At 59.3% G+C, this 23,305-nt stretch carries 24 protein-coding genes; 8 read left to right on the top strand and 16 right to left on the bottom strand.

The window, feature by feature from the left end; genetic code table 11:
- Positions 1-121: 121 nt before the first annotated feature.
- The 3 genes from OHL13_RS12660 to OHL13_RS12650 all read left to right on the top strand — a co-directional run bounded on the left by OHL13_RS12660 (position 122) and on the right by OHL13_RS12650 (position 3,938).
- Positions 122-2,779 (top strand): TonB-dependent receptor, encoded by a 2,658-nt coding sequence (locus tag OHL13_RS12660; RefSeq protein WP_263410488.1) that lies wholly within the window; start codon positions 122-124, stop codon positions 2,777-2,779.
- Between the two features lie 156 nt (positions 2,780-2,935).
- Positions 2,936-3,136: a cold-shock protein gene (locus OHL13_RS12655; protein ID WP_263410487.1), complete on the top strand. Its 201-nt coding sequence runs from the start codon at positions 2,936-2,938 to the stop codon at positions 3,134-3,136.
- A gap of 310 nt (positions 3,137-3,446) precedes the next feature.
- Positions 3,447-3,938: a hypothetical protein gene (locus OHL13_RS12650; RefSeq protein WP_263410486.1), complete on the top strand. Its 492-nt coding sequence runs from the start codon at positions 3,447-3,449 to the stop codon at positions 3,936-3,938.
- A 7-nt stretch (positions 3,939-3,945) separates the two neighbouring features.
- Here the strand turns inward: OHL13_RS12650 and OHL13_RS12645 are convergent, their stop codons facing one another.
- The 4 genes from OHL13_RS12645 to OHL13_RS12630 form a co-directional block, all read right to left on the bottom strand.
- Positions 3,946-4,644, bottom strand: a complete 699-nt coding sequence (locus tag OHL13_RS12645; RefSeq protein ID WP_263410485.1) for a DUF4118 domain-containing protein — start codon at positions 4,642-4,644, stop codon at positions 3,946-3,948.
- A 2-nt stretch (positions 4,645-4,646) separates the two neighbouring features.
- The gene (locus tag OHL13_RS12640) at positions 4,647-5,852 is read right to left on the bottom strand and encodes a glycosyltransferase (RefSeq protein ID WP_263410484.1); all 1,206 of its coding nucleotides are present in this window, start codon (positions 5,850-5,852) and stop codon (positions 4,647-4,649) included.
- A 155-nt stretch (positions 5,853-6,007) separates the two neighbouring features.
- Positions 6,008-7,777, bottom strand: a complete 1,770-nt coding sequence (dnaG, locus tag OHL13_RS12635; RefSeq protein ID WP_263410483.1) for a DNA primase — start codon at positions 7,775-7,777, stop codon at positions 6,008-6,010.
- 85 nt (positions 7,778-7,862) lie between these two features.
- Positions 7,863-8,573, bottom strand: a complete 711-nt coding sequence (locus OHL13_RS12630; protein ID WP_263410482.1) for an SIR2 family NAD-dependent protein deacylase — start codon at positions 8,571-8,573, stop codon at positions 7,863-7,865.
- Positions 8,574-8,592: 19 nt separating this feature from the next.
- On the opposite strand from OHL13_RS12630, the gene OHL13_RS12625 reads away from it, so the two are divergent.
- Complete coding sequence (locus OHL13_RS12625; RefSeq protein ID WP_263410481.1) at positions 8,593-9,324, top strand: RNA methyltransferase; 732 nt, start codon at positions 8,593-8,595, stop codon at positions 9,322-9,324.
- A gap of 72 nt (positions 9,325-9,396) precedes the next feature.
- Entirely contained in the window at positions 9,397-11,697 is a 2,301-nt protein-coding gene (locus tag OHL13_RS12620) for a S9 family peptidase (RefSeq protein ID WP_263410480.1), read from the top strand.
- A 67-nt stretch (positions 11,698-11,764) separates the two neighbouring features.
- Here OHL13_RS12620 and OHL13_RS12615 read toward each other — a convergent pair whose 3' ends face one another.
- A complete protein-coding gene (locus OHL13_RS12615) occupies positions 11,765-12,637 on the bottom strand; it encodes a TlpA disulfide reductase family protein (protein ID WP_263410479.1) in 873 nt (290 codons plus the stop codon).
- Between the two features lie 59 nt (positions 12,638-12,696).
- A complete protein-coding gene (gene gluQRS, locus OHL13_RS12610) occupies positions 12,697-13,524 on the bottom strand; it encodes a tRNA glutamyl-Q(34) synthetase GluQRS (RefSeq protein ID WP_263410478.1) in 828 nt (275 codons plus the stop codon).
- Positions 13,525-13,651: 127 nt separating this feature from the next.
- On the opposite strand from gluQRS, the gene OHL13_RS12605 reads away from it, so the two are divergent.
- Complete coding sequence (locus OHL13_RS12605) at positions 13,652-15,472, top strand: M2 family metallopeptidase (protein ID WP_263410477.1); 1,821 nt, start codon at positions 13,652-13,654, stop codon at positions 15,470-15,472.
- 137 nt (positions 15,473-15,609) lie between these two features.
- Here the strand turns inward: OHL13_RS12605 and OHL13_RS12600 are convergent, their stop codons facing one another.
- Both OHL13_RS12600 and OHL13_RS12595 read right to left on the bottom strand, forming a co-directional pair.
- Positions 15,610-16,476: a M23 family metallopeptidase gene (locus OHL13_RS12600; RefSeq protein ID WP_263410476.1), complete on the bottom strand. Its 867-nt coding sequence runs from the start codon at positions 16,474-16,476 to the stop codon at positions 15,610-15,612.
- Between the two features lie 27 nt (positions 16,477-16,503).
- Positions 16,504-17,844: a DNA polymerase Y family protein gene (locus OHL13_RS12595; protein ID WP_263410475.1), complete on the bottom strand. Its 1,341-nt coding sequence runs from the start codon at positions 17,842-17,844 to the stop codon at positions 16,504-16,506.
- A gap of 73 nt (positions 17,845-17,917) precedes the next feature.
- On the opposite strand from OHL13_RS12595, the gene OHL13_RS12590 reads away from it, so the two are divergent.
- A complete protein-coding gene (locus OHL13_RS12590; RefSeq protein WP_263410474.1) occupies positions 17,918-18,286 on the top strand; it encodes a cupin domain-containing protein in 369 nt (122 codons plus the stop codon).
- A gap of 63 nt (positions 18,287-18,349) precedes the next feature.
- Here the strand turns inward: OHL13_RS12590 and OHL13_RS12585 are convergent, their stop codons facing one another.
- From OHL13_RS12585 to OHL13_RS12555, 7 genes are all read right to left on the bottom strand, one after another.
- On the bottom strand, positions 18,350-18,901 hold the full coding sequence (locus tag OHL13_RS12585; RefSeq protein WP_263410473.1) for a DUF6580 family putative transport protein: 552 nt from the start codon (positions 18,899-18,901) through the stop codon (positions 18,350-18,352).
- 101 nt (positions 18,902-19,002) lie between these two features.
- Positions 19,003-19,875 carry a hypothetical protein gene (locus tag OHL13_RS12580; RefSeq protein WP_263410472.1) on the bottom strand — a complete coding sequence of 291 codons (873 nt, stop codon included), beginning with the start codon at positions 19,873-19,875 and terminating at the stop codon, positions 19,003-19,005.
- Between the two features lie 88 nt (positions 19,876-19,963).
- Positions 19,964-20,122, bottom strand: coding sequence for a hypothetical protein (locus OHL13_RS12575; protein ID WP_263410471.1), 159 nt, complete (start codon positions 20,120-20,122; stop codon positions 19,964-19,966).
- 65 nt (positions 20,123-20,187) lie between these two features.
- The gene (locus OHL13_RS12570) at positions 20,188-20,346 is read right to left on the bottom strand and encodes a hypothetical protein (protein ID WP_263410470.1); all 159 of its coding nucleotides are present in this window, start codon (positions 20,344-20,346) and stop codon (positions 20,188-20,190) included.
- Between the two features lie 47 nt (positions 20,347-20,393).
- The gene (locus OHL13_RS12565; protein WP_263410469.1) at positions 20,394-20,567 is read right to left on the bottom strand and encodes a hypothetical protein; all 174 of its coding nucleotides are present in this window, start codon (positions 20,565-20,567) and stop codon (positions 20,394-20,396) included.
- A 58-nt stretch (positions 20,568-20,625) separates the two neighbouring features.
- A complete protein-coding gene (locus tag OHL13_RS12560; RefSeq protein WP_263410468.1) occupies positions 20,626-20,784 on the bottom strand; it encodes a hypothetical protein in 159 nt (52 codons plus the stop codon).
- A gap of 265 nt (positions 20,785-21,049) precedes the next feature.
- Entirely contained in the window at positions 21,050-21,583 is a 534-nt protein-coding gene (locus OHL13_RS12555) for a hypothetical protein (RefSeq protein ID WP_263410467.1), read from the bottom strand.
- Positions 21,584-21,605: 22 nt separating this feature from the next.
- On the opposite strand from OHL13_RS12555, the gene OHL13_RS12550 reads away from it, so the two are divergent.
- On the top strand, positions 21,606-22,454 hold the full coding sequence (locus tag OHL13_RS12550) for a class I SAM-dependent methyltransferase (RefSeq protein ID WP_263410466.1): 849 nt from the start codon (positions 21,606-21,608) through the stop codon (positions 22,452-22,454).
- 50 nt (positions 22,455-22,504) lie between these two features.
- Here the strand turns inward: OHL13_RS12550 and OHL13_RS12545 are convergent, their stop codons facing one another.
- Entirely contained in the window at positions 22,505-23,212 is a 708-nt protein-coding gene (locus tag OHL13_RS12545; RefSeq protein ID WP_263410465.1) for a DNA alkylation repair protein, read from the bottom strand.
- Positions 23,213-23,305 lie beyond the last annotated feature (93 nt).

Here is a 23,305-nt window from a genome sequence, read left to right as displayed (position 1 = left end):
ACCTTTTCCGTTAAGGCACCCCGGAACATTCCTCAGTCACATCGCGTATACGCTCCACAAGGGGCCTGCATTCTCTTCTCGCAAGTCAGGCCTTCTGCACTTCAAACCTTGGGAATTCTGTATGACGCGACACCTCGCTGTGCCATTGCTCACTCTTGCGCTCGCTCCACTTTCTTCGTTGGCGCAGGCGGCGCCATGCACCAATCTGACCGGTGTCGTAGCTGATGCGACGGCGGCGGTGATTCCCGGTGCAGCCATTACGCTGGACGGTTCCGTGACCCGCACCAGTGGGCAGGATGGCCGGTTCGTGCTGCCCTGCGTGGCGCGCGGAAGCCATCAGCTCGCCATCTCCTACAGCGGATTTGCGACAGTCACCGTGCAGGTAACGGCACCGCATGCGGGCGACCTGAGCGTACGTCTTGTTGCCGCCGACCAGACCACCGTGACCGTGAATGCCGATGACAATGAAATGCAGGTCCAGTCTCCGGGCGGAGCCAACGGTCTGACGATCGCCGGGAATCAGTTGCAGGCGCTTGCGGACGATCCGGATGACCTGTTGCGCCAGCTTCAGCAGATGGCTGCCGCCGCGGGCGGAAGTCCGTCCCGCACGACGATCTCGGTCGATGGCTTCCAGGACGACGCCAAGCTGCCGCCGAAAAGCTCGATTGCGTTCATCAATGTCAGCCCCGATCTCTTCTCCGCCGAGTACCGCGAGCCTCCATTCGGTGGTGGCCGCGTAGAGGTCTACACCAAGCCCGGCGCCAAGAACTTCCACGGAGCGCTTTACACCACCAACTCCAGTTCCTGGATGAATGCCCGTAATCCGTTCACCGTGACCAGCGGAACCACCGGCAAGCAGCGGTATGGCTTTGACCTTTCGGGCCCGGTCCGCAAGCAGGGCTCCAATTTCTCTCTCTCGCTGGAGCATCGCAACATTGACGAGATTGCGGTCGTGAACGCCGTAACACTCTCCTCGACCGGAGACGCGGTCCCGACGCGTTACAGCGTTCCGCGGCCTCAGGCGCTGTGGAACAGCAACGCCCGCGTGGATTGGCAGATGGGTCCGAAGAACATTGCGTTCATCACCTACGCCGCCAATGCGAACAACACGGAGAACGCGGGTGTTGGTGGCTCCAGCCTGCTGGAGGCCGGATATGGTGACCGCTTTCTGGACCAGTACCTTCGCTTCAGCAACGTCACCACCATCAATTCGCGGCTAATGCATGAGGCCCGGGTGGGCTGGGAGCACTTTGACGAGACCTTTACGGCCAACAGCATAGCGCCCTCCATCCAGGTTTCCGGTTACTTTACCGGCGGCGGGGCCAGTACGGGCAATACCATCAATCACCGCAACCGCATTGAGTATGGGGATGACATCATCGCCACGCTGAAGCGCCACACCATCAAGACGGGCTTCCATCTTTTCTACATCTGGCGGAACAGCAACATCTACAACGGCTTCAACGGCAGCTACACCTTCACTAGTGCGCAGAGCTATCTTGCGGGCAACGCTTCGCTGTACAGCAACGTAAGCGGCAACCCCAATGTCCGCGTCGGCCAGGTGCGTTTCGATGCCTTCTACCAGGATGATATGAAGCTGCGCGACAACCTGACCGTCTCCTTTGGCCTGCGCTACTTTATGGAGTCCGACCCGGCCACGTACCGTAACTTCGCTCCGCGTGCGGGGCTCAGCTGGTCGCCAGACAAGAAGAAGACCTGGCAGATCAAGACGCATGCCGGTGTCTTCAACGGCCAGTACAGCGCCGATGAGTTGCAGGAGCTGTACCGGCAGGACGGCACCAACCGCGTCACCAGCCTGATCTATAACCCGGTCTACGGATCGCCCTTCAACGGCACAACGCCCATTCACTCCAAGCGCACGCTGGCTCCGAACCTGACTCCCGGCACCTACCTGATGGGCGACTTCTCCGTTTCGAAGGACCTGCCCGGCGGTTTCAATATCAATGCGGACCTGATCTTTGCGCGTTTTATGACCTATGCCCGCACGGTCAACATCAACCAGCCGCTCGATAACAACCCGTACGGTGTGCGTCCCATTACTCCTAACCTGAACATTCTGCAGGTGCAATACGATGGCACCGGACGCGGTCACGGCGAGTTCTTTGGTCTGAGCAACTTCAAGAGCAAGCGTGGCGGCTTCTTTCTGGGCGCTCTGCACCTGAACCTGCGCGACGACACCAACGACGGTACCTTCTTCCAGCCGCAGAGTGCCTACACCGATGCCGGGGAGCAGGTGCGGCGCGACAACCAGGGCCTCTGGCAGGTCTTCGGCAACACCAGCTTCAATCTGCCGGGCAAGTTCACCCTCTCCGGGAATATTTATGGCCAGGGCGGCCAGCCTTTCAATGTAACCACCGGCAGTGACAACAACGGCGACGGCAACTTCAATGACCGTCCGCAGTATGCCGCGCCAGGCGCGGTCGCCAACGGCACCACAGTCTTCCAGACGCCCTTCGGCCTGCTGACCAATGCCGGGTCGATCGTGAACGGTATTCCTCTGCGTCCTATCCGCCGCAATATTGCAGATCTGCCCTGGAACATCCACCTGGACGCCAATCTGCAGCGCACCATCAAGCTGACCCACAACCAGAAAGCCGATCACCCTCAAACACTTACGGTCAACCTGAGATCGGCCAACTTCATCAACCATACCAACGTCACCGGGGAGGGCAGTGTCCTGGGGTCGCCGCAGTTCCTGGTTCCCAATGCGGCTGATACAGCCCGCCGCATTGAATTTGGTCTTCGGTACAACTTTTAGCCGATTAGCGCCCGGAGCCGCCCAAAAGGTGGTACCATTCAATCAATCGTAGAATCCGATCTTGTAATCCCTGCTAGTTCCACCGCTGTATGTGACTCGCAGAATTCCAAACATCAGAATTCAGCGGTACATCTTGCAGTAAAAGGAACAAACACAATGGAACAGGGAACAGTTAAGTGGTTCAACGACGCTAAGGGTTTTGGATTTCTGAGCCGCGACAACGGTGAGGACGTATTCGTCCACCACACCGCGATCCAGGCCAACGGCTTCCGCTCGCTCGCCGAGGGTCAGCGCGTTCAGTTCAACGTGGTCAAGGGACCGAAGGGCTTCCAGGCCGAGAACGTCCAGGCCATCTAAGTTCACTCACGGATAGAGTGCCGAGGGGGGCAGCGCTAAGCGCTGTCCCCTTCGTGTTTCTGCGGGTAAATTGCCGCGTTCCTGCCCCTCTCTGCTCTCTGCGCCCCCAAGATGAACCTGGGCGGCTGACAACTCATCGGCTGGATGTCACATCTATCTAGATACCCGGTTCAAGGGCGCTTGAGAGCCGATGGCCCCTTCCCCGGAAGGGAGTATTCCTTCCACCAAGCCATCCGCGCTCAGCACGTCTTCGCCCCCAACCAAAGCACGACGACATCTGTAGCCATATCGGCTTTGGAGAGATACATCCATGCGTCATGTCGTTCATGACAAGTACTTTTTGAAGGACCTGCTCCGCGAGATTGACCTGTATGACCGCAAGCTGGAGCACCTTCGTCACCATGCCCCGTTTGATTCCGAACCAGAGCGTGATCGCGCTGTCCGCAGTGCCACAACCCGCCGCGACAACCTGACGATCACGGCCCGTAAGCTGATGGCCGAGGGGATCGCCTACGATCCTGAGGTTCTGCCCGTCTCCATGATGACGCCGCAGCAGATGGCCGAGCGCCAGGAGCGTTCCCACCAGGCAGCCGATCGGGTGACCCAGAATGCGTCGGAGATTCATGTTGTGCCGGCGCCGCCGTCAGAACCCCCTGCGAGGGAAGAATCCCATGAGCAGTCTTCGTTTGGCGCGGCCATTGAGCGGCTGCAGGAGCAAGCAAAGACTGCCGGTATGCCACAGGTGAGCTGGAAAGAAGAGCTTCTGGACTACAAGCGGAAACGCAACAAGATTCCGGCCTGAGCTCGCACTATCGCAGGAAGGCCTGGGGATCGGGAGTGGACGCTCCCATCTCCAGGCAGACCGCCATCAGACCCTGTTCCCCGCCCTCCGGACGCACTCCGCGCATTTCCACCAGCCGGATGTCGCCCTGCGGCAGCACCACGTGGAACTGTACATCCAGGTGACCGGTCGTCACCGCCGCACGCACCGCATCCTCCACCCGTTCGCGATCATTGCGGGCGACCTGGCGCAGCCAGTCAGGAAAGGTGCGCGTCACGGTGATATGCGGAAACTCCGGGGAGCTGAGCTCCACGCTCTCGCCGCTCGTGTCATACCTCCACCAGTAGCCGCCTGTAATCGCCACCGGAGAGACCCTGCGCCAGGCGCGGTAGCGGTAATACGTGCGGAAGAGCAGCGAGATCAGCAAAGCGTTGGTCAGGAAGGCTGCCAGGCCGTTCCATTCGGACACGCCGGCAACCCGCATTGATCCCACCGGATAGCGAAGAAAAATTTGTGCCAGCAGACACAGCAGCGTTGCAAGCAGGCCGCACCCCATGCCGCCAAACCAGGCGGAGACGGTGACGGCGGACAGCATCCATGCCGACTCCATGCGAATTCCGTGGCGGACCAGAAGAGCGTTCAACCCGATCGACACCATTGCCGCGGCCAGAGCAAGGCCGTAGCGAAAGGGAAGAGGATAAGGGTTGGGAAGCCGGAGCTTATGCATGTTTACGTTCCGCTTTGTCGAACAGCATTTGAAGGGCCAATGGGAGTGATCTCGGTAGCCTGCCGTTGTTGTCTGCGCAGAACGGCCGCCATCTGCTGCATCAGGTGTGCGGTCGCGGAGTCCACCGTGTACAGAGCCGTATAAGCTTTGCGAGCGGACAGCCGCATTGCGGTACGGTCCTGGTCCGATAACATCCGCCAGCGATTCAGCAGCCTTGTAGTGCCTTCCAGCGTATCGGGCTCGGCGAAACCAGCGCCTTCGCGCACAACGTCCCGCTGAATTTGCACCTGCTCACTCAGCAGCACGGGTGTGCCGCAGCACATGGCTTCTACGGCTGCCATGGCAAAATTTTCCTGGTGCGACGGAAGAATGAAGGCGTCTGCCTGTTGCAGCATGGCCCACTTCTGTTCTCCCTGCACCATGCCCGCCCACACCACGCGTTTGCTTATGCCGAGACTGGTTGCAAGCTTTTGCAACTCCTGTTCATACGACAGTTCGCCTGGGCCAGCCATCACCAGTATCCGGCCCGTATGTGCTTCAGAGCGCGCAAAGGCCTTCAGCAATAGGTCGCATCCCTTTTTGACATGCAGTCTGCCGAAAAACAAAAGGTACTCGCGATCTCTAAGTTGAGGCCATTTCGCATACATCTCCGTTGCATCCACCGAGCTTTGAGGTCCTTCCACGCCCAATGGGGAGACGATCGCCTGCCAGTGATACGGAAAGAAAGACCGCGACGACCGAAGAAGCTCTTCGTCGGTGGTGAACAACACCGCTGCGGCTGCATCCAATGCGCGGCGGCCAATGCAGTGCCAGTAGATCAGCTTCTTCATATGCTTCATGCGGAAGCTCTGGTTGAACCAGGGATCCAGCATGCCGTGGGTATACACGAAGTACGGCACATGGCCACGCAGCAGTGTGTACGCTGCCTGTTGTGGATACTGCCAAAGCCCATGCACCAGCACTACGTCAAAGCGGGAACGGTTCTGCTTCAGCCACTTTGCCAGGCGGCGTGAATACGCATATCCATTACCTGGTCCCAACCGGTGAACCGGGAACGAGAAGGAAGAGACATCCACCGCTTCGCCGTCTGCGCTTGCTGCCTCAACGCAATGCCCCATCGCAGCCTGCGCCTTTCCCTGCAGACGTACCACTTCGGCGGGGCCACCGCCATGTAAATCGAGCGAGGCAATCAGATGAAGAATGCGCACAGCAAAGTCCTTGGGAAAGCAAAATGACGTGAGATAGGTTGACCACGTCCAAAAAGAGAAAACATCTATTCCTGGAATCTGTTGATACCAGATTGCACTAAGCCGGCACATCAGCGACAGAAAAATTACAGCGCAGGGATAAAGTAACTGCGGACTTATAACTCTCGTAACTGGCGGGTGATAGCCATTAGTTCTTCTGTCAGCCTGGTGACCATCGCCGTATCCCCACGGCGGTCCGCTTCGGCCACCATCAGGCGCAGTTCGCGCTGGCGCTTTTCCAGGCCGCGCCGCTGAAGGGTGTGCAGTGCTCCCTGGATCTGCGTGGCCAGGTGATCCTCTTCGGTGTGTGTCTCGGCCAGCACCGTGGCCAGTATGGCCGCCTGCTGCGGGTCTGGCGCGGCCTCCAGAGGGTTTTCCGGCACGGGCGCATTGGCCAGCTGCTCCATCAACCCGGCGGTGGAGAGACCGTCATACCACTCAGGGTGGACGGCAAGGGCTTCGCTTACCACGCGGCGAGCGTCAGAGCCCTCAGGCTGCACGAGTGCGCGTAGCACCAGGCGTTCGGTCTCAGAGACCAGCGGCGTGCTCTGCCGCACCGAGCCAAGGCGGTTTGCGGCGGCCTGCTTCATCTCCTGCCGCAGAATGCCGGAGTCGATGCCAAGCTTCTGTGCGGCGTCCGTGATGAAGGCATCGCGCTGAATCGCCGAAGGGACACGGCGGATATGCGGTAGAAGGAAGTTCACCGCCTTCACCTTGGCCTCCGGCGTACGTGGCGGGAAGAGCGTGCGTGCGCGATCAATCAGGTAGTCCGAGTGCCGCCGTGCTCCGCGCAGTGCCGCGCCGTAGGCCTGGATGCCTTGTTCGCGTACAAAGCGGTCGGGGTCCATGCCGCCTTCCAGTGTGACGACCTTCACTTCGAAGTCTTCTTCGGTCAGCAGGGCAATGGATTTCTCCGCGGCCGTAGCGCCTGCGGTATCAGGGTCAAAGTTAACCACCACACGCTTGGTGAAGCGTGAGAGCAGCCGCACCTGCGCCTCAGTAAACGCGGTTCCACTGGTGGCCAGCACTGGCGGGATGCCGGCCATGAAGACGGAGATGCAATCCATCTGGCCTTCCACCAGCAGGGCGTAATCCTGCGCGCGGATCGCGGCCTTGGCCTTGTCCAGGTTGAACAGCACCTGGCCCTTGGTATAGAGCGGCGTCTCCGGCGAGTTCAGATACTTCGGCGTCTTTTCATCGGTCTGCAGGGCCCGTGCCGTAAAGGCGATGACCTTGCCCTGCTCATTGCAGATGGGGAAGGTGATGCGGTTGCGGAAGCGTGCATACAGGTTGCCGCTGGGCTGCCCCTGCTCGTTCTGCTCCTTGCTGGTGAACAGGCCGCTGGTGCGCAGTACCTCGTCGCTGAAGTGCTTCTTCAGCTCATCGCGCATGTGGTTGAAGTCGTCCGGCGCAAAGCCGATGCGGAACTTCTGCACTGTCTCCGGAGTAATGCCGCGGCCGCTCATATACTCGCGCGCGCGCGCCGCCATGGGCGAGTTCAGCGCGGCCTGGAAATACTGTGTCGCGGCTTCGTGGATATCAATCAACTGCCGCCGCAGCCCGGCCTCGCGCGCCTCTTCCGGAGAGTTGAAGTCACGCTTCGGAAGCGGTACACCGCTCTTCTGCGCGACGATGCGCAGCGCCTCCGGAAAGCTGACATTCTCCAGCTTCATGACGAAGGTAAAGACATCGCCCTTTTCATGGCAGCCAAAGCAGTAGAAATAGCCATGCACGGAGTTCACGCTGAACGAGGGCGACTTCTCCTTGTGAAACGGGCACAGTCCGGAGTAGTTCTGCGCTCCGGATTTACGCAGGCGCACATACTCCTCGACGATCTTGACGATGTCTGCCTGCTGCTTGACGAGTTGTGCGAAGTCGTCGGCCACCTGTCTCTAGTGTAGATGGCTGGTTGGCTGGATGACTGAATGGCTAGTTCTTCTGAGAAAGTGGTTGTAACCAGCCATCCGGCAACTAGCCATCCAGACAACCAGAAAGGATCTCCGTCGCCGTCCCTAGCCGGATATCGTCAAATGCTCCGGCGTTCAGCGGCTCTTCCGGCCCCACGTAGATCGTCTTCAACCCGCGCTGGTTGGCAATCTGCACAAACCCTGCCGCCGGATACACCGAACCCGAGGTCCCCACCACCAGCACGTGCGTGGACGCGGCCAGCTTTGCGTAAATTTCTTCCATCGCCAACGGAATTTCGCCGAACCACACAATGTGCGGACGCACGGCAGCGCCGCAGTCCTTGCAGGTGGGCAAGGTATTGCCGTCTTCGTAAAAACCCCTGTCGGCAAAAGGTACCTCGCACCGCTCACACCGCGACTCAAACAACGAACCATGCATGTGGTGGACACGCAGCGATCCGCCGCGTTCGTGCAGGTCATCCACATTCTGCGTACACAGGTAGAAGCGGTCTCCCATTTGCTTTTCCATCGTGGCGAGAGCGCGGTGCGCCGCATTCGGCTCGGAGGCCAGGGCATCGCGACGTCGCATGGAGTAAAAGTTCCATACCAGTGCGGGATCAGCCTGCCATGCCTCGGGCGTCGCGACCTGCTCCACGCGATAGCCATTCCACAGTCCTCCGCTGCCGCGAAAGGTGGCCAACCCGCTCTCGGCGGAGATACCCGCGCCGGTCAGTACAAACAGGCGATCCGTCGGCAATAACCCAAGTCCGCTCATGCTGCCTAGAATAGTCTTTGTGCTTACACCGGAACAAAAGGCCAATCTCGTCGTCGTTCTGGCCGGCGCGCGCAATCCGCTGAACATCGGCGCAGCGGCGCGCGCCATGTCGAACTTCGGCTTCCGCACGCTGCGCATCGTCACTGAATTTCCCCTGCCGGTCACCGAGGCTAAAAGCGCGGTGGACGCAGCCGAGGTCATGCAGCAGGCCACCGTCCACACCAGCTTTGCCGAGGCCGTCGCCGACTGCAGCGTGATCTACGGCACCACGGCCGTCGGAGATCGCCGGCTTGAGCATTCCGTGGAGCCGTTGCCGCAGGCCGGGCAAGCGATTCATGCCTCGCTGAGCAGCGGCAACCGCGCCGCCATCGTCTTCGGCAGCGAGAAGACCGGCATGACTAACGAGCAGATCAGCTTCTGCAGCGGCCTGCTCACCATTCCGATGGAGGTACACGGCACCTCCATGAACCTGGGACAGTCTGTGGCCGTATGTCTGTGGGAGCTGGTGAGAGAACAGGCTCAGGGGAAGCCGTTGCAGGAAGAGGACGCGCTTGCCGACAGCGGAAGCGTCGATCGCTTTGAAGCGACCCTGCGCGAGGGCCTGACGGCCACCGGCTACGAGGCGAAGTTTCCCGCCAACTGCAACCCGGAGATGACCCGTCGCCTGGTCCGCCGCTTGCGTCTTACGAAAAAGGACGCGGAGATATGGACCGGCATCTGGCGGCAGGTGCTTTGGAAGCTACGCCAGTAATGCGCGGATGTATCCTCAAAAACATCCACGTGGAGGCAGGTTTCCTTGATGAGATTTCGTGTGCAATCTGGCATGTTGTTGTGCATCTTAAGCGCTGTTGCAGTGGCCCAGCAGGGCCGCGTCTATACCGACGCTGATTACGCCGCCGCCGAGCAGCGGCTCAGCTACAACGTCAATCCGCTGGTCTATCACCAGGTCAACCGCGTCACCTGGATGAAAGACGGTCGCTTCTGGTATCGCGATGTCGGTCCCGATGGCGCGCAGTTCTTCCTCGTCGACGCAAAGGGTACGAAGTCTCCCGCGTTCGATGCGATGAAGGTTGCAGCCTCCATCAGCGCGTTGCTCAAGCGCCCTGTAGATGCAGCACGACTGCAGATCGGTTCGTTCGAATTGACCGACGATGGAAAGTCCGCGGAGATCGGCGCCTATGGTGGGAAGTTTCTTTGCCAGAAGAGCGACTGGAGCTGCACCACGCTTTCTGCCCCCGTAGCCGGAACTGCCACTGCGCGCCGCCCTCCGGAAGCCCTGAGCCCCGATGGATCGCATGCTGCCTTCATCCGGGACTGGAACCTGTGGGTGCGCGATGTAAAGTCTGGCGGCGAGACCCAACTCACCACCGACGGCGTGAAGGACTACGGCTACGCCACAGACAACGCTGGATGGACGCACTCGGACAGCCCCATCCTCGTCTGGTCGCCCGATGGCAAAAAGATCGCCACCTTCCAGCAGGACCAGCGCAAAACCGGTGACATGTACCTGGTCACCACGCAGATGGGACACCCGAAGCTGGAGCAGTGGAAGTATCCGCTGCCGGGCGATAAGGATGTCACGATGATCGAACGCGTCATCATCGACGTACCTTCAGCCAAGGTCACGCGTCTGAAGATGGAGCCTGACCAGCATCGCAGCACCAACTGCGACGATGTCAGTTGCCGCGGCGGTTCTGGCTGGGACGATGTGCAATGGGCGGGGGATGGCAAGACACTCGGTTTTGTCTCGACCTCGCGCGATCACAAGTCCGCTACCTTCCGCATTGCAGACGCGGAAACCGGCGATGTCCGCACCGTGATGAATGAGACGGTGAAGACTTACTTTGAAAGCGGACATGCAGAAGTCGACTGGCGCTACCTGCCGAAGTCGAATGAGCTGCTCTGGTTCTCGCAGCGTAGTGACTGGGGCCATCTGTATCTTTACGACCTGAAGACCGGTGCGCTGAAGAGCCAGGTCACCAGCGGCGAGTGGAATGTCTACACGCTGGCGAAGGTGGATGAAGCCAAGCGCGAGATCTACTTCACCGGCATGGGCCGCGAGAAGGGCGACCCGTACTTCCACTATCTCTACAAGATTGGCTTCGAGGGCAAGGGGCTGAAGCTGCTGACACCGGAGGCGGCGGACCACACCATCTCACTGTCGAAGGATGGAAAGCTCTTTGTTGATGCCTACTCCTCGGCCACCGCGCCCACCCTCACCGTGCTGCGCGATGACGATGGCAAGCAGATCGCGGAGATCGCAAAGGCCGATGTCTCCAGGATTTCGAACTGGATCGCTCCTGAGCCAATCATCGTGAAGGCGCGCGATGGCAAGACGGATCTTTACGGCTACTTCTACAAGCCCGCAAATCTGGACGCCTCGAAGAAGTACCCGATTATTGACTACATCTATCCCGGCCCCCAGACGGGTTCCTGCGGAAGCCGTGGCTTTGCCGCGGCGCGTGGCGATAACCAGGCGCTGGCGCAGCTTGGGTTTGCGGTGGTCTGCATTGACGGCATGGGAACGCCGTGGCGCTCCAAGAGCTTCCAGGATTTCTGGTACGCGCAGATGGGTGACAACACGCTGCCTGACCAGGTAGCGGGCATCAAAGAGCTGGCCGCGAAGTATCCATGGATCGATCTTGACCGCGTCGGCATCTGGGGCCACTCCGGTGGAGGCAATGCCACGGCGGATGCGCTGTTTGCTTACCCTGATTTCTTCAAGGTAGGCATTGCAGAAAGCGGCAATCACGACAATCGCCTGTACGAAGATGACTGGGGTGAGCGCTACCAGGGACTGCTGGAAACCAGCGCCGACGGCAAGACGACGAACTACGACAACCAGTCCAACACCACCCTTGCAAAGAACCTGAAAGGCAAGTTGCTGCTGGCACACGGAACGATGGATGACAATGTTCCGCCATACGCAACATTGATAGTGGTTGATGCGCTGATCAAGGCCAACAAGGACTTTGACCTGTTGCTCATCCCCAATGCGCATCACGGTTATGCCGAGAACACGCGCTATATGATGCGCCGCCGTTGGGACTACTTCCTGAGCAACCTGATGGGGGCTACATCGCCGAAGGAGTACAAGATGAGTTCGAAGCCGGACGTCTTCTAACGAGAAAGCAGCCCAATAAGAAGAGGCATGGCGCAGGCCATGCCTCTTCTGGTTTCTCACCTGCAATTCATTGTGGCTTCAGGCCGGCAGCAGCAAGCATGGTCAGAAACTGCCGCTGCGTTCGCATATCCGTAGCGCGCGCTACCAGCTTGCCTTCACGGTTGAAGACGAAGGTCTGCGGAATTCCATTGACGGAATACTGCGTGGCAACCTTATGCCCGGGGTCCAGCAGAATGGGGTAGCTGAATCCTGCTCCGCCGATATACTGCGCTACCTTCATGCTGTCTTCATCGCTGACCGAAAGAATGACAAGACCCTGCGATTTGAAGTGGTCATAAATGGCCTGCAGGTCGGGCATCTCCTTGCGGCAGGGCGGGCACCACGTCGCCCAGAAGTTCAGCAGAATAATCTTGCCGCGAAGCTGCGACAGCGTGACCTTCTTGCCACCCAGATCTTTCAGGTTGAAGCCGCCAAGGGTGAAATCAATCTTCTCCGCTTCGGCATCGTTGTCTTTCATGGTCTGCAGTGCGGTGGCAAACTGCGGGTCGCTGACCTCGGCCGTTGTGCCTTCATAGCGCACCAGGCGGGCTACATCGAAGTAGGGGTTTGCAGGCTTACCGTCTTTCGCGGGCAGGGGATTTTCGTTGAGCGCTTCGGCAAGCGTGGTAGTAACAGCCTGCAACGCTTCCTTGCCGGGATCTCCTTCCGTCACCAGGTGAGAAAGTGTATCGGCAAGCTTCAGCTTCTCCAGGCCGGCAGGCAACGTGCGAACCTGCAGCGCAAGATCGCGCGTCACGGCGCCACGTTTGTCATCCGGCTGCTGACGCAGCGTGCTGATGGCTTTCTGGATAGCTTTTGGGTCGGCCTGTTGTGCGGTGGCAGTAAGGGCGAGGCATTGCAGTACAGCAAGAACGGTGATGCGAGACAAGGTCTTTGTCATTCTGCGTCCCTTTGGGTTTTGATGTGGAAACATTCTAGCCGTAGCAATCTGCTGAGGTGTTATTGCTGAAATCCTGTAAGGATTTCAGCCGGCGTAATTCCACCTGCGCGCAACATGCGCAACGACAAGGCATCATGCCGCTTTGCTAAACGCTGACCGTCCTCATCCAGCATCAGTTCCGTATGAAAGTATGCCGGCGTGGGATAACCCAATGCGTTTTGCAACAGCATCTGCCGTGCCGTGGACTTCAGCAGATCGCGGCCGCGTACAACTTCTGTAATCTGCATCGCGGCATCATCCACCGTGCAGGCGAGTTGATAGCTCGGCAATCCGTCCTTACGCCAGACGAGGAAGTCGCCAAAGTCCTGTCCGGCGGTAAAGAGTTGTTCGCCGAGATTGCCATCGGCAAAGCGGATTACCTCGCCATCGGGCACACGGAAGCGGTAGTTCACGTTCTCCGCAAATTCAGTCACTGCACCCGGAGCAGGGCGGCAGTGGTTGTCATACACCGGTTCATCGTCATCCTCGGCGTGTGGTGCGGCAATCCGCATCAGGTCTTTGCGGCTGCAGGTGCACGCGTATGCAAGCCCCATGGATAACAACCTGCGCAGCGCTGTTTCGTACAGCGGCAGGCGTTCGCTCTGCGTGTACGGTGCAAATGGGCCACCGACGTCGGGCCCCTCCTGCCAAGCGAGGCCAATCCATCGCAGGTCTTCCAGCATCGCCTGCGTAAACTCCGGCTTGCAGCGATGCCGGTCCAGGTCTTCGTTGCGCAGCACCAGCACGCCATCTTGTGCTCTCTTCTGCGCCACCCGGAAAGTGCGCGCATGTCCCAGGTGCATGTAGCCCGTGGGGGTTGGAGCGATGCGGCCGCGGTAGATGGACATACATTGATCTTAGCGGGGAGTGATCTTGCAGACACGCAACGCACACCACGCAACTAAAAACTGCTCTATACTTCAGCGCATGCGGAAACTCCTCCTCAGCTCTCTTTTTGTACTTGGCTGTGCTCCGATGTGGGCGCAGAAAGCGCCGACGGCTGCTGATGCCAAAGCCTTTCTGGACAAGGCGAATGCCGAACTGCTCAAGCTCGGAGTCGATGGCGCGCACGCCGAATGGCTGGCCGAAACGTATATCAACGAAGACAGCGAAGCCGTGACCGCGTTGCAGAACGAGCGAACCAACACGCGCACGCTGGAGCTGGTTGCCGAGAGCCACAAATTCGACAAGGTGAAGCTGCCGGCAGACCTGCGCCGCCAGATGATGCTGTTGCAGATCAACGCCCCGGCTGCTCCCAAGGATCCGAAGCTTCTGGCGGAACAGGCGCAGCTCGCTGCGCAGTTGACCGGAATGTATGGCAAGGGAAAGTTCTGCATGGAACCGCAGAAGTGCCTTGGCATCGATCCGCTGTCAGAGATCATGTCCAAGTCGCATGATCCCGAAGAGTTGAAGAAGGTGTGGGTGGGCTGGCACTCGGTCGGTGCGCCCATGCGGCAGAAGTACACGCGCCTGATCGAGCTGCAGAACATCGGCGCAAAGGACCTCGGCTACAAGGACACCGGGGAGTTGTGGCGTGCAGGCTATGACATGACGCCGGCCGAGTTCTCCGCCGAGCTGGACCGCGCATGGATACAGCTGCAGCCGCTCTACGATGAGCTGTTCAAGTATGTCCGTACGCGTCTGATTGCAAAATACGGCAAGGCCGCCGAGCGCGCCGACGGCAGAATTCCCGCGCACCTGCTGGGTAATATGTGGGCACAGGAATGGGGCAATATCTATGACCTCGTCGCACCCACTGATCCGAAGCTCTCGCAGTTCAAACCCGTCAACCTGGAAGAGGCGTTGAAGAAGCAGATCGCGGCAAAAGACCCAGCTGCGGCACTTGCCTTCGGCTATGGCGACCTGACGAACGATGCAGGCCAGGCGGCGAAGCTGGCCGCGGGCAAGGACATGGTGAAGTATGGCGAGAGCTTCTTCACCTCGCTCGGCTTCGCTCCTTTGCCTGCAACCTTCTGGGATCGCTCGCAGTTTGCCCACCCGCGCGACCGCGATGTGGTCTGCCACGCCTCCGCGTGGGACCTTGATTCGGTTGACGATCTTCGCGTGAAGATGTGCATTGAAGTGAATGACGATTACTTCACCACGGTGCACCACGAGCTCGGCCACAACTTCTACCAGCGCGCCTATAACAAGCAGCCCTATCTCTTCCGCAACGGAGCGAACGATGGCTTCCATGAGGCGATCGGCGACTCCATCGCGCTTTCCATCACGCCTGCCTATCTGAAGCAGCTTGGTCTTACCGAAAGTGAGCCGCCCGCTGAAGCCGACATCCCGTTGCAGCTTCGCACGGCGCTCGACAAGATCGCCTTCCTGCCCTTTGCTCTCGCGCTCGACAAGTGGCGCTGGGGCGTCTTCTCCGGAGAGATCAAGCCCGCCGATTACAACAAGGCCTGGTGGGAGCTGCGCGGGAAGTACCAGAAGCTTGCTCCACCGGTTGACCGCACCGAGGCCGACTTCGACGCCGGTGCGAAGATGCACGTTCCCGCCAACGTGCCATACGCACGCTACTATCTGGCGCGTATCTACCAGTTCCAGTTCTACAAGGCGATGTGCGATGCTTCGGGTTACAAGGGCCCGCTGAACCGCTGCAGTTTCTACGGATCAAAGGAAGCAGGAGCAAAGCTGGCCAGGATGCTCGAAGCCGGACAATCGCAACCCTGGCAGCAGACGCTGAAAGAGATGACCGGCAGCGATCACCTGGATGCGCAGGCCATGGCCGATTACTTCGCTCCTCTGTATACCTGGCTGAAGCAACAGAACGCCGCAACAAGGTAGAAAAGAAGTTTGCCCCTTCGACCGGAGCAGGACGGCGTTGGCCGTCCTGCGAAGTGGAGAACCGTGCATCTTCGATCGATGAGAATGCGAATGCGGTTCTCTTCACTTCGCTTCGGTCGAGAGAACAGGAAATAAAGTTACCGCGTAGTTTCCGGAAGCTTCATCGCCAGCAACGCCGCGGGGTTCAGGCTCTCGCCTTCCCACTTCACTGAGAGATGCAGATGCGGCCCGGTCACACGGCCGGTGGCTCCGGAGAGCCCAAGCACCTGTCCCTTCTTTACCCTGTCGCCGGCCTTCACGCGAAATGCAGAGAAGTGCATATAGATCGTGAAGAGCTGGTTGCCGTGATCGACAATCACGCAGTTACCCTCGAGAAACAGCTTCTGCGCCAGCAGCACGCGGCCGGAGTTCACGGAGCGCACCGGCGTGCCCATATGCGCCCGAAAGTCCGTGCCCCGATGAATGCTGACCTTCTTCCCATTGAAAATGCGGTTGTCGCCGTAGTTCGAAAACATCTCTGTCTCGACCGGAAGAATGAAATCGCCCGACCAGAGCGGCTGCGTGGCGGAGCTTGCCCAGGCGCGTTGCTTGGCCTTGGTGTCCAGCTCAATCTGTCGCTGCTGCGCCGCGCTGGGAGCGATGAACTTGCCCGCCACTTTCAGCGTGCTGGAGTGGAAGTTGCCCTCCGTCACCTGCACGTTCTGCGAAGCGTGCAGCGGCGCTCCGCCCGCGTACGTGCCATCCAGCGTGATCGTGTACTCACCGGGCTGTTGTTCCACATCCGGTCCCGCAAGGGCGTACCAGGTGCGTCTGTCCTCCGATGAAAAGAAGGCAACACTCTTGTCCAGCCACGTGGCGTTGATGCGCGTTGCAGGCTTATCCAGCGTGAGCGTGAACAGTATGGGCGAGGCCTGCTGCACCTGCCGCGGCTGCCAGGTGATGGTCTGCGCGCCAAGCGCCGTGGTCACAACGAGGAGAAGAGCAAGCAGGCGAAGCCGGAACATGCTTCTACCTTGGCACGAATAGGCCTCTCACATCCACTCGCTGCCATACTGCACCGGAATCTGCGTAAACGCGATGCGTGTCGGAGCCGATTCTTTGGCGGACATCATGCCGGCCAGATGCACCGTCGTATGCCCATGCTTCAGGTTCAGTTGGTCAATGGCAGAGGAGAGTTGCGAGCGCCGGTCCTGCGCGGCAAAAAGCCCCGGGTTATAACTGGCCTCCTGCAGCAGGCGGCCCAGCGTCACGCCCACAAAGAATGGCTTCTCGAAGTCCGGCCCTTGTGGCCGTTTCTGCCATAGCTTCTGCAGAACCTCCAGCAGCGTCAGCGTGTCCTGCGCTTCAGGAAAGCGCGCTTCCATACCCCAGCCCGTATGCTTCAGGCCAGAGAAGTGCTGCTTGGCCCGCATACGGTCCGCCTGCTCGCGGTTGAGCGCATAGCGGATATGCAGCGTCATCGACCCCGCGTAAAACTTCTCCATGCGCAACCGCATGGCGGCCTTGTGCAGCAGCTTGTGCGCCACTGCCCACGATCCCTCCAACGTGCGATGCTCCGGCGCCAGCACATGCGAGTGGCCCAGCGACTTCTGCATCTCCTGGGGAATGGGAGCGCCGTCGTCGCCGGTAATATGTCCGTGCAGCCAGTGGTAGATGCGGTCGCCCCATACCGAGTCCCACAGCCGGTGCATGCCATGGCGATCCAGAGCCAGCAACTGCGGCATGGTGTGGATACCCTGTGCGTTCAGCCGTGCCTCCGTACGTGCACCCACGCCGGGTAGGTCGCGCAGCGCAAGATGCGCAATGGCCCGCGGCAACTGCGACGGCAGCAGCCCGATCAGCCCGTCGGGCTTCTGCATATCGCTGGCAATCTTCGCCAGGTAACGGTTCGGCGCCATGCCAATGGAGCAGCGCAGCGCCTCGCCCACATGCGTGTAGATGGACTGCTTCACGTCATAGGCAATGCGGCGCGCGTTCTCCGGCTGCTGCTCGCGGCCCATCAACTGGCACACCATCTCGTCGATAGACGGCGTATGCGCCACGGGGCACACCAGTTCCACCGCATCCGCAATCGCGTGCGAGTACTTCGCATACTCGGCGTGGTTGCCGTGAATCAGGATGATCTCCGGGCAGACTCTCTTGGCCTCGCCCACCAGTGTTCCGGTCTTGATGCCCAGGGCCTTGGCCTCATAACTGGCGGCAATGCAGGCGGTCGTGTCGGATTTCGTGGGGACCACGGCAAGTGGCCGGTTGCGATACTCCGGGTGAAGCTGCTGTTCCACGGATGCGAAGAAAGAGTTCAGGTCGATGTGCAGGAAGACAAACTTGTCCTGCGGCATCTGAAACTCTCCGGCTTGTGGCACTTCAGCCATACGCAGAATCTGATTATATTTCTCCTTTTCTTCGCTTGCGTGTGGATCGCGCGCAAGGCACACTCAACACTCTATGAATGATTTCGGAACCGACCCGGCAAAGGTCATCAGTCGCCAGAACGCTGAGCACTACGTATGGGGCAAGGAATGCGACGGGTGGTATCTCGTCCAGCAGGAAGGCCTGAACATTATTGAAGAGCGCATGCCGCCCGGCACCAGCGAGGTGCGCCACCATCACAACCGCGCGCGCCAGTTCGCCTATGTGCTGGAGGGAGAACTGACCATGGAGGTGGAGCATCACGACTTCACCCTCCGCGCCGGCGAGGGGATTGAGATCCACCCCGGGCAGAACCACCAGGCCATCAATCGCAGCGGCAAGGATGTACGCTTCCTGATGACCAGCCAGCCGCCAAGCCATGGCGACCGCGTGGATGTAGCGTAGCCGTTTGCAGACGTGAAAAAGCCTCGCCACGGCGAGGCTTTTTCTACAGCATTGCGCAAGAAACTAATGAGCCATGCGGCTGTCGTTGGCGGCTTCGTGCGCGGCGGTCATCTGGCGGACCAGCACGGGCAAACCGAACAGGACGCCGGCAATCATGCCCGTGGCGATCAGGTCATTGCGATAAAAGGGGATTCCCGCCACATAGCAGGCCATCAGACCGCCAACCGTCTTGGCATACAGGTGCGACCACGCCCATACGAAGAAGTTCGAGATCACAAAGAAGCTGGTGGCCGAGGCCAGTACAGCTCCGGTCACGCGCAGGAAGCTCTGCTTCTTCGCAAGCGTGGCATTGGCCATCAGGCAGACACCCGCATACCAGGCCCAGGTCGGCAGGTAGTGGGTCGCGTGGAACGGGTAGCCGTAGGCGTACACCGTCAGGTAGTAGTCGGTCGCCATCAGGGCCAGAGCGGCGACTACGGCATGCCAGCGGCTGCGCCTGGCACCAAAGTAAAGCAGACCACCACCCACGGCGGTAAAGCCGATGCCGGACGAATGTGTAAGGTGCGGCAGCAGGCGGCTGAACACTGCGGCGAAAAGTACCAGATAGGCGGTCATGATGAGGGGTTCCTTAATGCTTAATTCTGGGGCTATTGCAGTGTGTGGTCAAGCAAAAGGGCCGCTGAACGCGGCCCTTTCGACCAATCTGCAGAAAAGGGTTAGTTGGCGATGGCCAGTGGAGCCGACTTTTCGGCCGAGCGGCGGATGATCTCCAATTCGGCCGGAGCAAACAGGTCGGGCGAATTGCTGCCCACCACAACGAAGCCAGGATCATGGCCAAGAGCCAGCGATACCTGGTTCCACTTCAGGAACGGAGAGGTGGTTGGCAGTACGATCATGCGGCGCTGCGGCTCGGGAATGAAGAAATAAGCAGCCCACGTCGCGAATGCCAGGCTGATTGCAACCCCGCGGATCACGCTGAAGGCTGAAAACATGTTGGTGGTGTTGGTCAGCCACGCAGCGTTAACCAGTTCCACCGTAGAGAGCATGCCCAAGCCAAGGCTCACACCGAAGATGCGGCTGCGATGAGAAAGTCCCATCGGCCGGATGGCAAAGCAGACAAACAAAAGCAGGCACAGGGTCAGAATGCTCTGGGTGCGCTGCAGATGATTGGTGGCGCTGATGATGAAGGTCGTGCTGCTCATGTTCGGGCCAAAGGCCATGCCCACAGCCACCGCGACCGAAATGGCAGCAGCCCAGCGGAAGACCAGCAGGCCCAGGGACTGCAGACCCTTCAACGGTTCCATCGCAAGCTTGAAGATCGAATAGATCACCAGGATGGACAGAATCGCTTCAAGTGCGTACGCCGTCCAGTAGGTATAGAAGTAGATGCGATAGATGACATGCTTGTCGACGCCATGCAGGTTCAGAAGAACCAGAGCGATGCCGTCTGCAAGCACCTTGGTGCTGAGCAGGAGCAACAGGTTGAAGTAGGCACGAACCTGCTTGGCTCGGATCAGGGCCAGGATGGTGACCAGGCAAAGAATCGGATCAACGTATTCCAGCAGCTCAATTACCGATTTTGCACTCATGAGAAAGGGCTCCTGCAGCTTTCGGGAACTTAACTGTATCCCAGCTACAAGAGCCTGTTCAATGAGATTTCCTGCAACTTCTTGTGTACTACAGGCCGCAGGCGTTTGGTGCGTTCGGCGGGCAGGAAGGAATCGGCACAATGCTGGTCGTGCGGGCGGGCTTCACGTCTTCAGTTCTGGTGTGGGCGGAAGCAACAGCTCCGGTCAGGGCAAGAGCAATGGCAAATGTGCGGATAGCGGTCTTCATCGATGTGTACTCTCTTTCAGGAAATCTCTAAGTCCTTTGCTTTGAACAAAAATGGGTCAGGTGGTCTAAAGGCCGCAAGCGTTCGGTGCGTTGGGAGGGCAGGAAGGAATCGGTATGATGCTGGTCGTGCGGGCGGGCTTCAGGTCTTCGGTTCTGGTGTGGGCGGAAGCAACAGCTCCGGTCAGGACAAGGGCTACAGCGAAGGTGCGAATGGCGGTCTTCATGGTTCTATTTCTCCTGGAAGCAAATGGAAATGCTTGAAAATAAATGACTAGATGACGGACGTATCGAGGCCGCAGGCATTAGGGTCGTTCGGCGGGCAGGAGGGAATCGGCACAATGCTGGTCGAACGTGCGGGCTTCAGGTCTTCGGTCCTGGTGTGGGCGGAAGCAACAGCTCCGGTCAGAACAAGGGCAACGGCAAAGGTGCGGATGGCGGTCTTCATGGATAGCTCCTTCGAAAAATGAAAGTTATTGAATCAAAAATGGTTTGCGCGATTTTTTTTACAGTCCGCAGGCGTTCGGTGCGTTCGGCGGGCAGGAGGGAATCGGCACAATGCTGGTCGAACGTGCGGGCTTCAGGTCTTCGGTCCTGGTGTGGGCGGAAGCAACAGCTCCGGTCAGAACAAGGGCAATGGCAAAGGTGCGGATCGCGAGTTTCATGGGTAGAAAGCCTCAATTGGTGCGGAAATTTTTCACTGGACTCACCAGATGAAGAGAGCGTATCGTGAGATCATCCCTAAGTCCAATGTAATCAATAACATATACAAGTATTAAAGGAATCATGTTACTGAGGTAACATCTGCTTGTCTGGCAAATGTCACCCCAATTGCACCCCCATTTGTGCAATTCGCCGACTTTGGCGCCTTAAACGCAAAACGCCGGCACGAGGCCGGCGTTTCCAGATGGAAGAAGTGGTCTTTATTAGCTACTCAGGAACCTGCCACCCAACATTGGTTTGAGCCAGGGGCGTCGTGTCGGTCGCCTGGCCGCTCAGATCCTTGGCCAGTTGGGGGAAGGCTGTCTTCAGATCTTCGGACTTTGCCCAGGTAGGCACATCTTTCATCTCATAGCGATAGTTGACCGTGGTCTGCCGGAAGCCATCTTTCACGGCCAGCGGTGTATTGCTCAGGATTTCGGTCGCCTCGCGGTAGCCATAGCAGTAGCGGGGAGCGCCGGATTTTCCATAGTCCGTGGGCTCGTAATAGGCCAGCTTCTGTTCCTTGGTGCGCTTCAGCAGCAGGACCTTCACCATGGCATCGAGCTTTGCCTGTTCTGCCGGATCGCTGGTGGTGTAAGGAAAGCGCCAGCCGGCGGGGAACAGGCAGTCGCGGCGGTGCTCCGGCCAGTATTTATTCAAACCGGCCTGGAAATTCTCCGGCTTGGCCGAGGACGGGCTATTGCACCCGGCTGCGGCCATGGCCACACCGAGCAGGAGTGCGATTCGTGCGTGCGCGTTCATTCTTTGTAGGATGCAGATTGGCATGCTTGAGGGAACTCCATCACGAACTGCTCTGCGGGTGGCGATGCGCCGCGCCGCCCACCAGGTCTTCGACCGTCCTTTGGTGCTGGACGATCCCATCGCTCAGCGCATCCTTCCGGCGGAGCAGCGCGAAGAGGTCAAGCGCACCCCGGACAGCCTGCGGAAGCCCTTTTCGGCGGCCATCCGGGCTTTCATGGTCGTCCGAAGTCGCTATGCGGAAGATCTTCTGGCTTCCGCCGTCACCCGCGGACTTGCGCAGTACGTCCTTCTGGGTGCCGGGCTGGATACCTTCGCCTATCGGAATCCTTTCCCGGGACTTCAGGTCTTTGAGGTGGATTTTCCCGCGACGCAGCTCTGGAAGCACAGTCTGCTGGCCGAAGCGGGCATCGATATTCCGGCGAACACCCATTACGCTCCGGTCGACTTCGAAGAGCACTCTCTGGCCGACGGACTCGCCGAGGCAGGCTTCGATTTCCACCGTCCTGCGTTCTTCGCCTGGCTGGGGGTGGTTCCATACCTTACGGATGCGGCCTTTCGCCAGACGCTGCGCTTCATCGTGGAGCGGCCTGCCGGTTCCGGTGTGGTTTTTGATTACTCCCAGCCGCGTGAGGTGCTGCCCTTCGTGGAGCAGATGATGCTGGACTCCATGTCGGCCCGCGTCGCCCAGGCCGGCGAACCCTTCCAACTCTTCTTCCGCAAGGAAGACCTCGCGCAGCGTCTTGCAGAGACAGGATTTTCGACCATGGAAGATCTGGGAGGCCCTGACCTGACCGAACGCTACCTCGCGGGCCGGACCGACGGTCTGCAACTGCGCGGCAAAGGCGGCCGCATCGTCTCCGCCTGGAAGTAGTTCCCTGTCCACGGTGCGTTGCCGGTCCGGAGGGCAATTATAGATGTGCCTTACCGGAACTCTCCGCGGAGCAACTGTTTTCTCCGCGCCTCCGGAAAATGTTCGATGGCGTAGCGTAAAGCTGTCCGCGGCATCTTTGCGTAGTTTGCTTTCAGGAACTCCAGCAGCTCAGCCGGAGACTGCTTGCCCGCCTCGCGCAGCATCCAGCCCACCGCCTTATGGATCAGGTCATGCCGGTCGCCCAGCAGTTTGCGTGCAATGCGGAAGGTCGGCGCCAGTTCACCTTTGCGGATATAGGCAAGGGTCGCAATCATGGCGATGCGCCGTTCCCATAACAGGTCAGACGCGGCAAGGCGATCCAGCAGGCGGCAGTTTTCCGAAGGAAGATGCTCCCCCACCAAGATGCGGGCCGAGGTATCCACCAGGTCCCAGTTGTTCACATAGGCCGTGTGCTCTCTATACAGGCGGTGCAGTGCCTCTCGCTTCTCGGCATCTCCGCGCTCATACTGTGCGCACAGGATCAACAGGGCAATCAGACGGTGTTCATGGAACTTCGACCGTAGCAGCTTCTTTGTTTCCGCCAGGGGAAGTGCTGCAAAGCGCTTGGCAAGAACGCGCTGTTGCGGAACCCTCAGACCCAGCAGGAGGTCGCCTTCCGCATACTCGCCTTTTCCAGTACGGAAGAAGCGTTGCAGAAACTCTGCCCGCGCTGGATCTGCCAGGGTGGCCACATCGGCCTTCACGTGAGCGGCGGTCATCTTCATCGAGATGGACCCGATTAAACACCAAAGACCGCTTCCAGGTTCGGAGAGCGGTCTTATCAGCCGATGCGTTATGCGTCAGTGAAAAAC

Origin of the sequence: Terriglobus tenax (assembly GCF_025685395.1) — a bacterium.
GTDB classification, from domain to species: domain Bacteria; phylum Acidobacteriota; class Terriglobia; order Terriglobales; family Acidobacteriaceae; genus Terriglobus; species Terriglobus tenax.
Note: the sequence above shows the minus strand (reverse complement) of the source record. Positions and strands in the feature narration are given on the sequence as shown.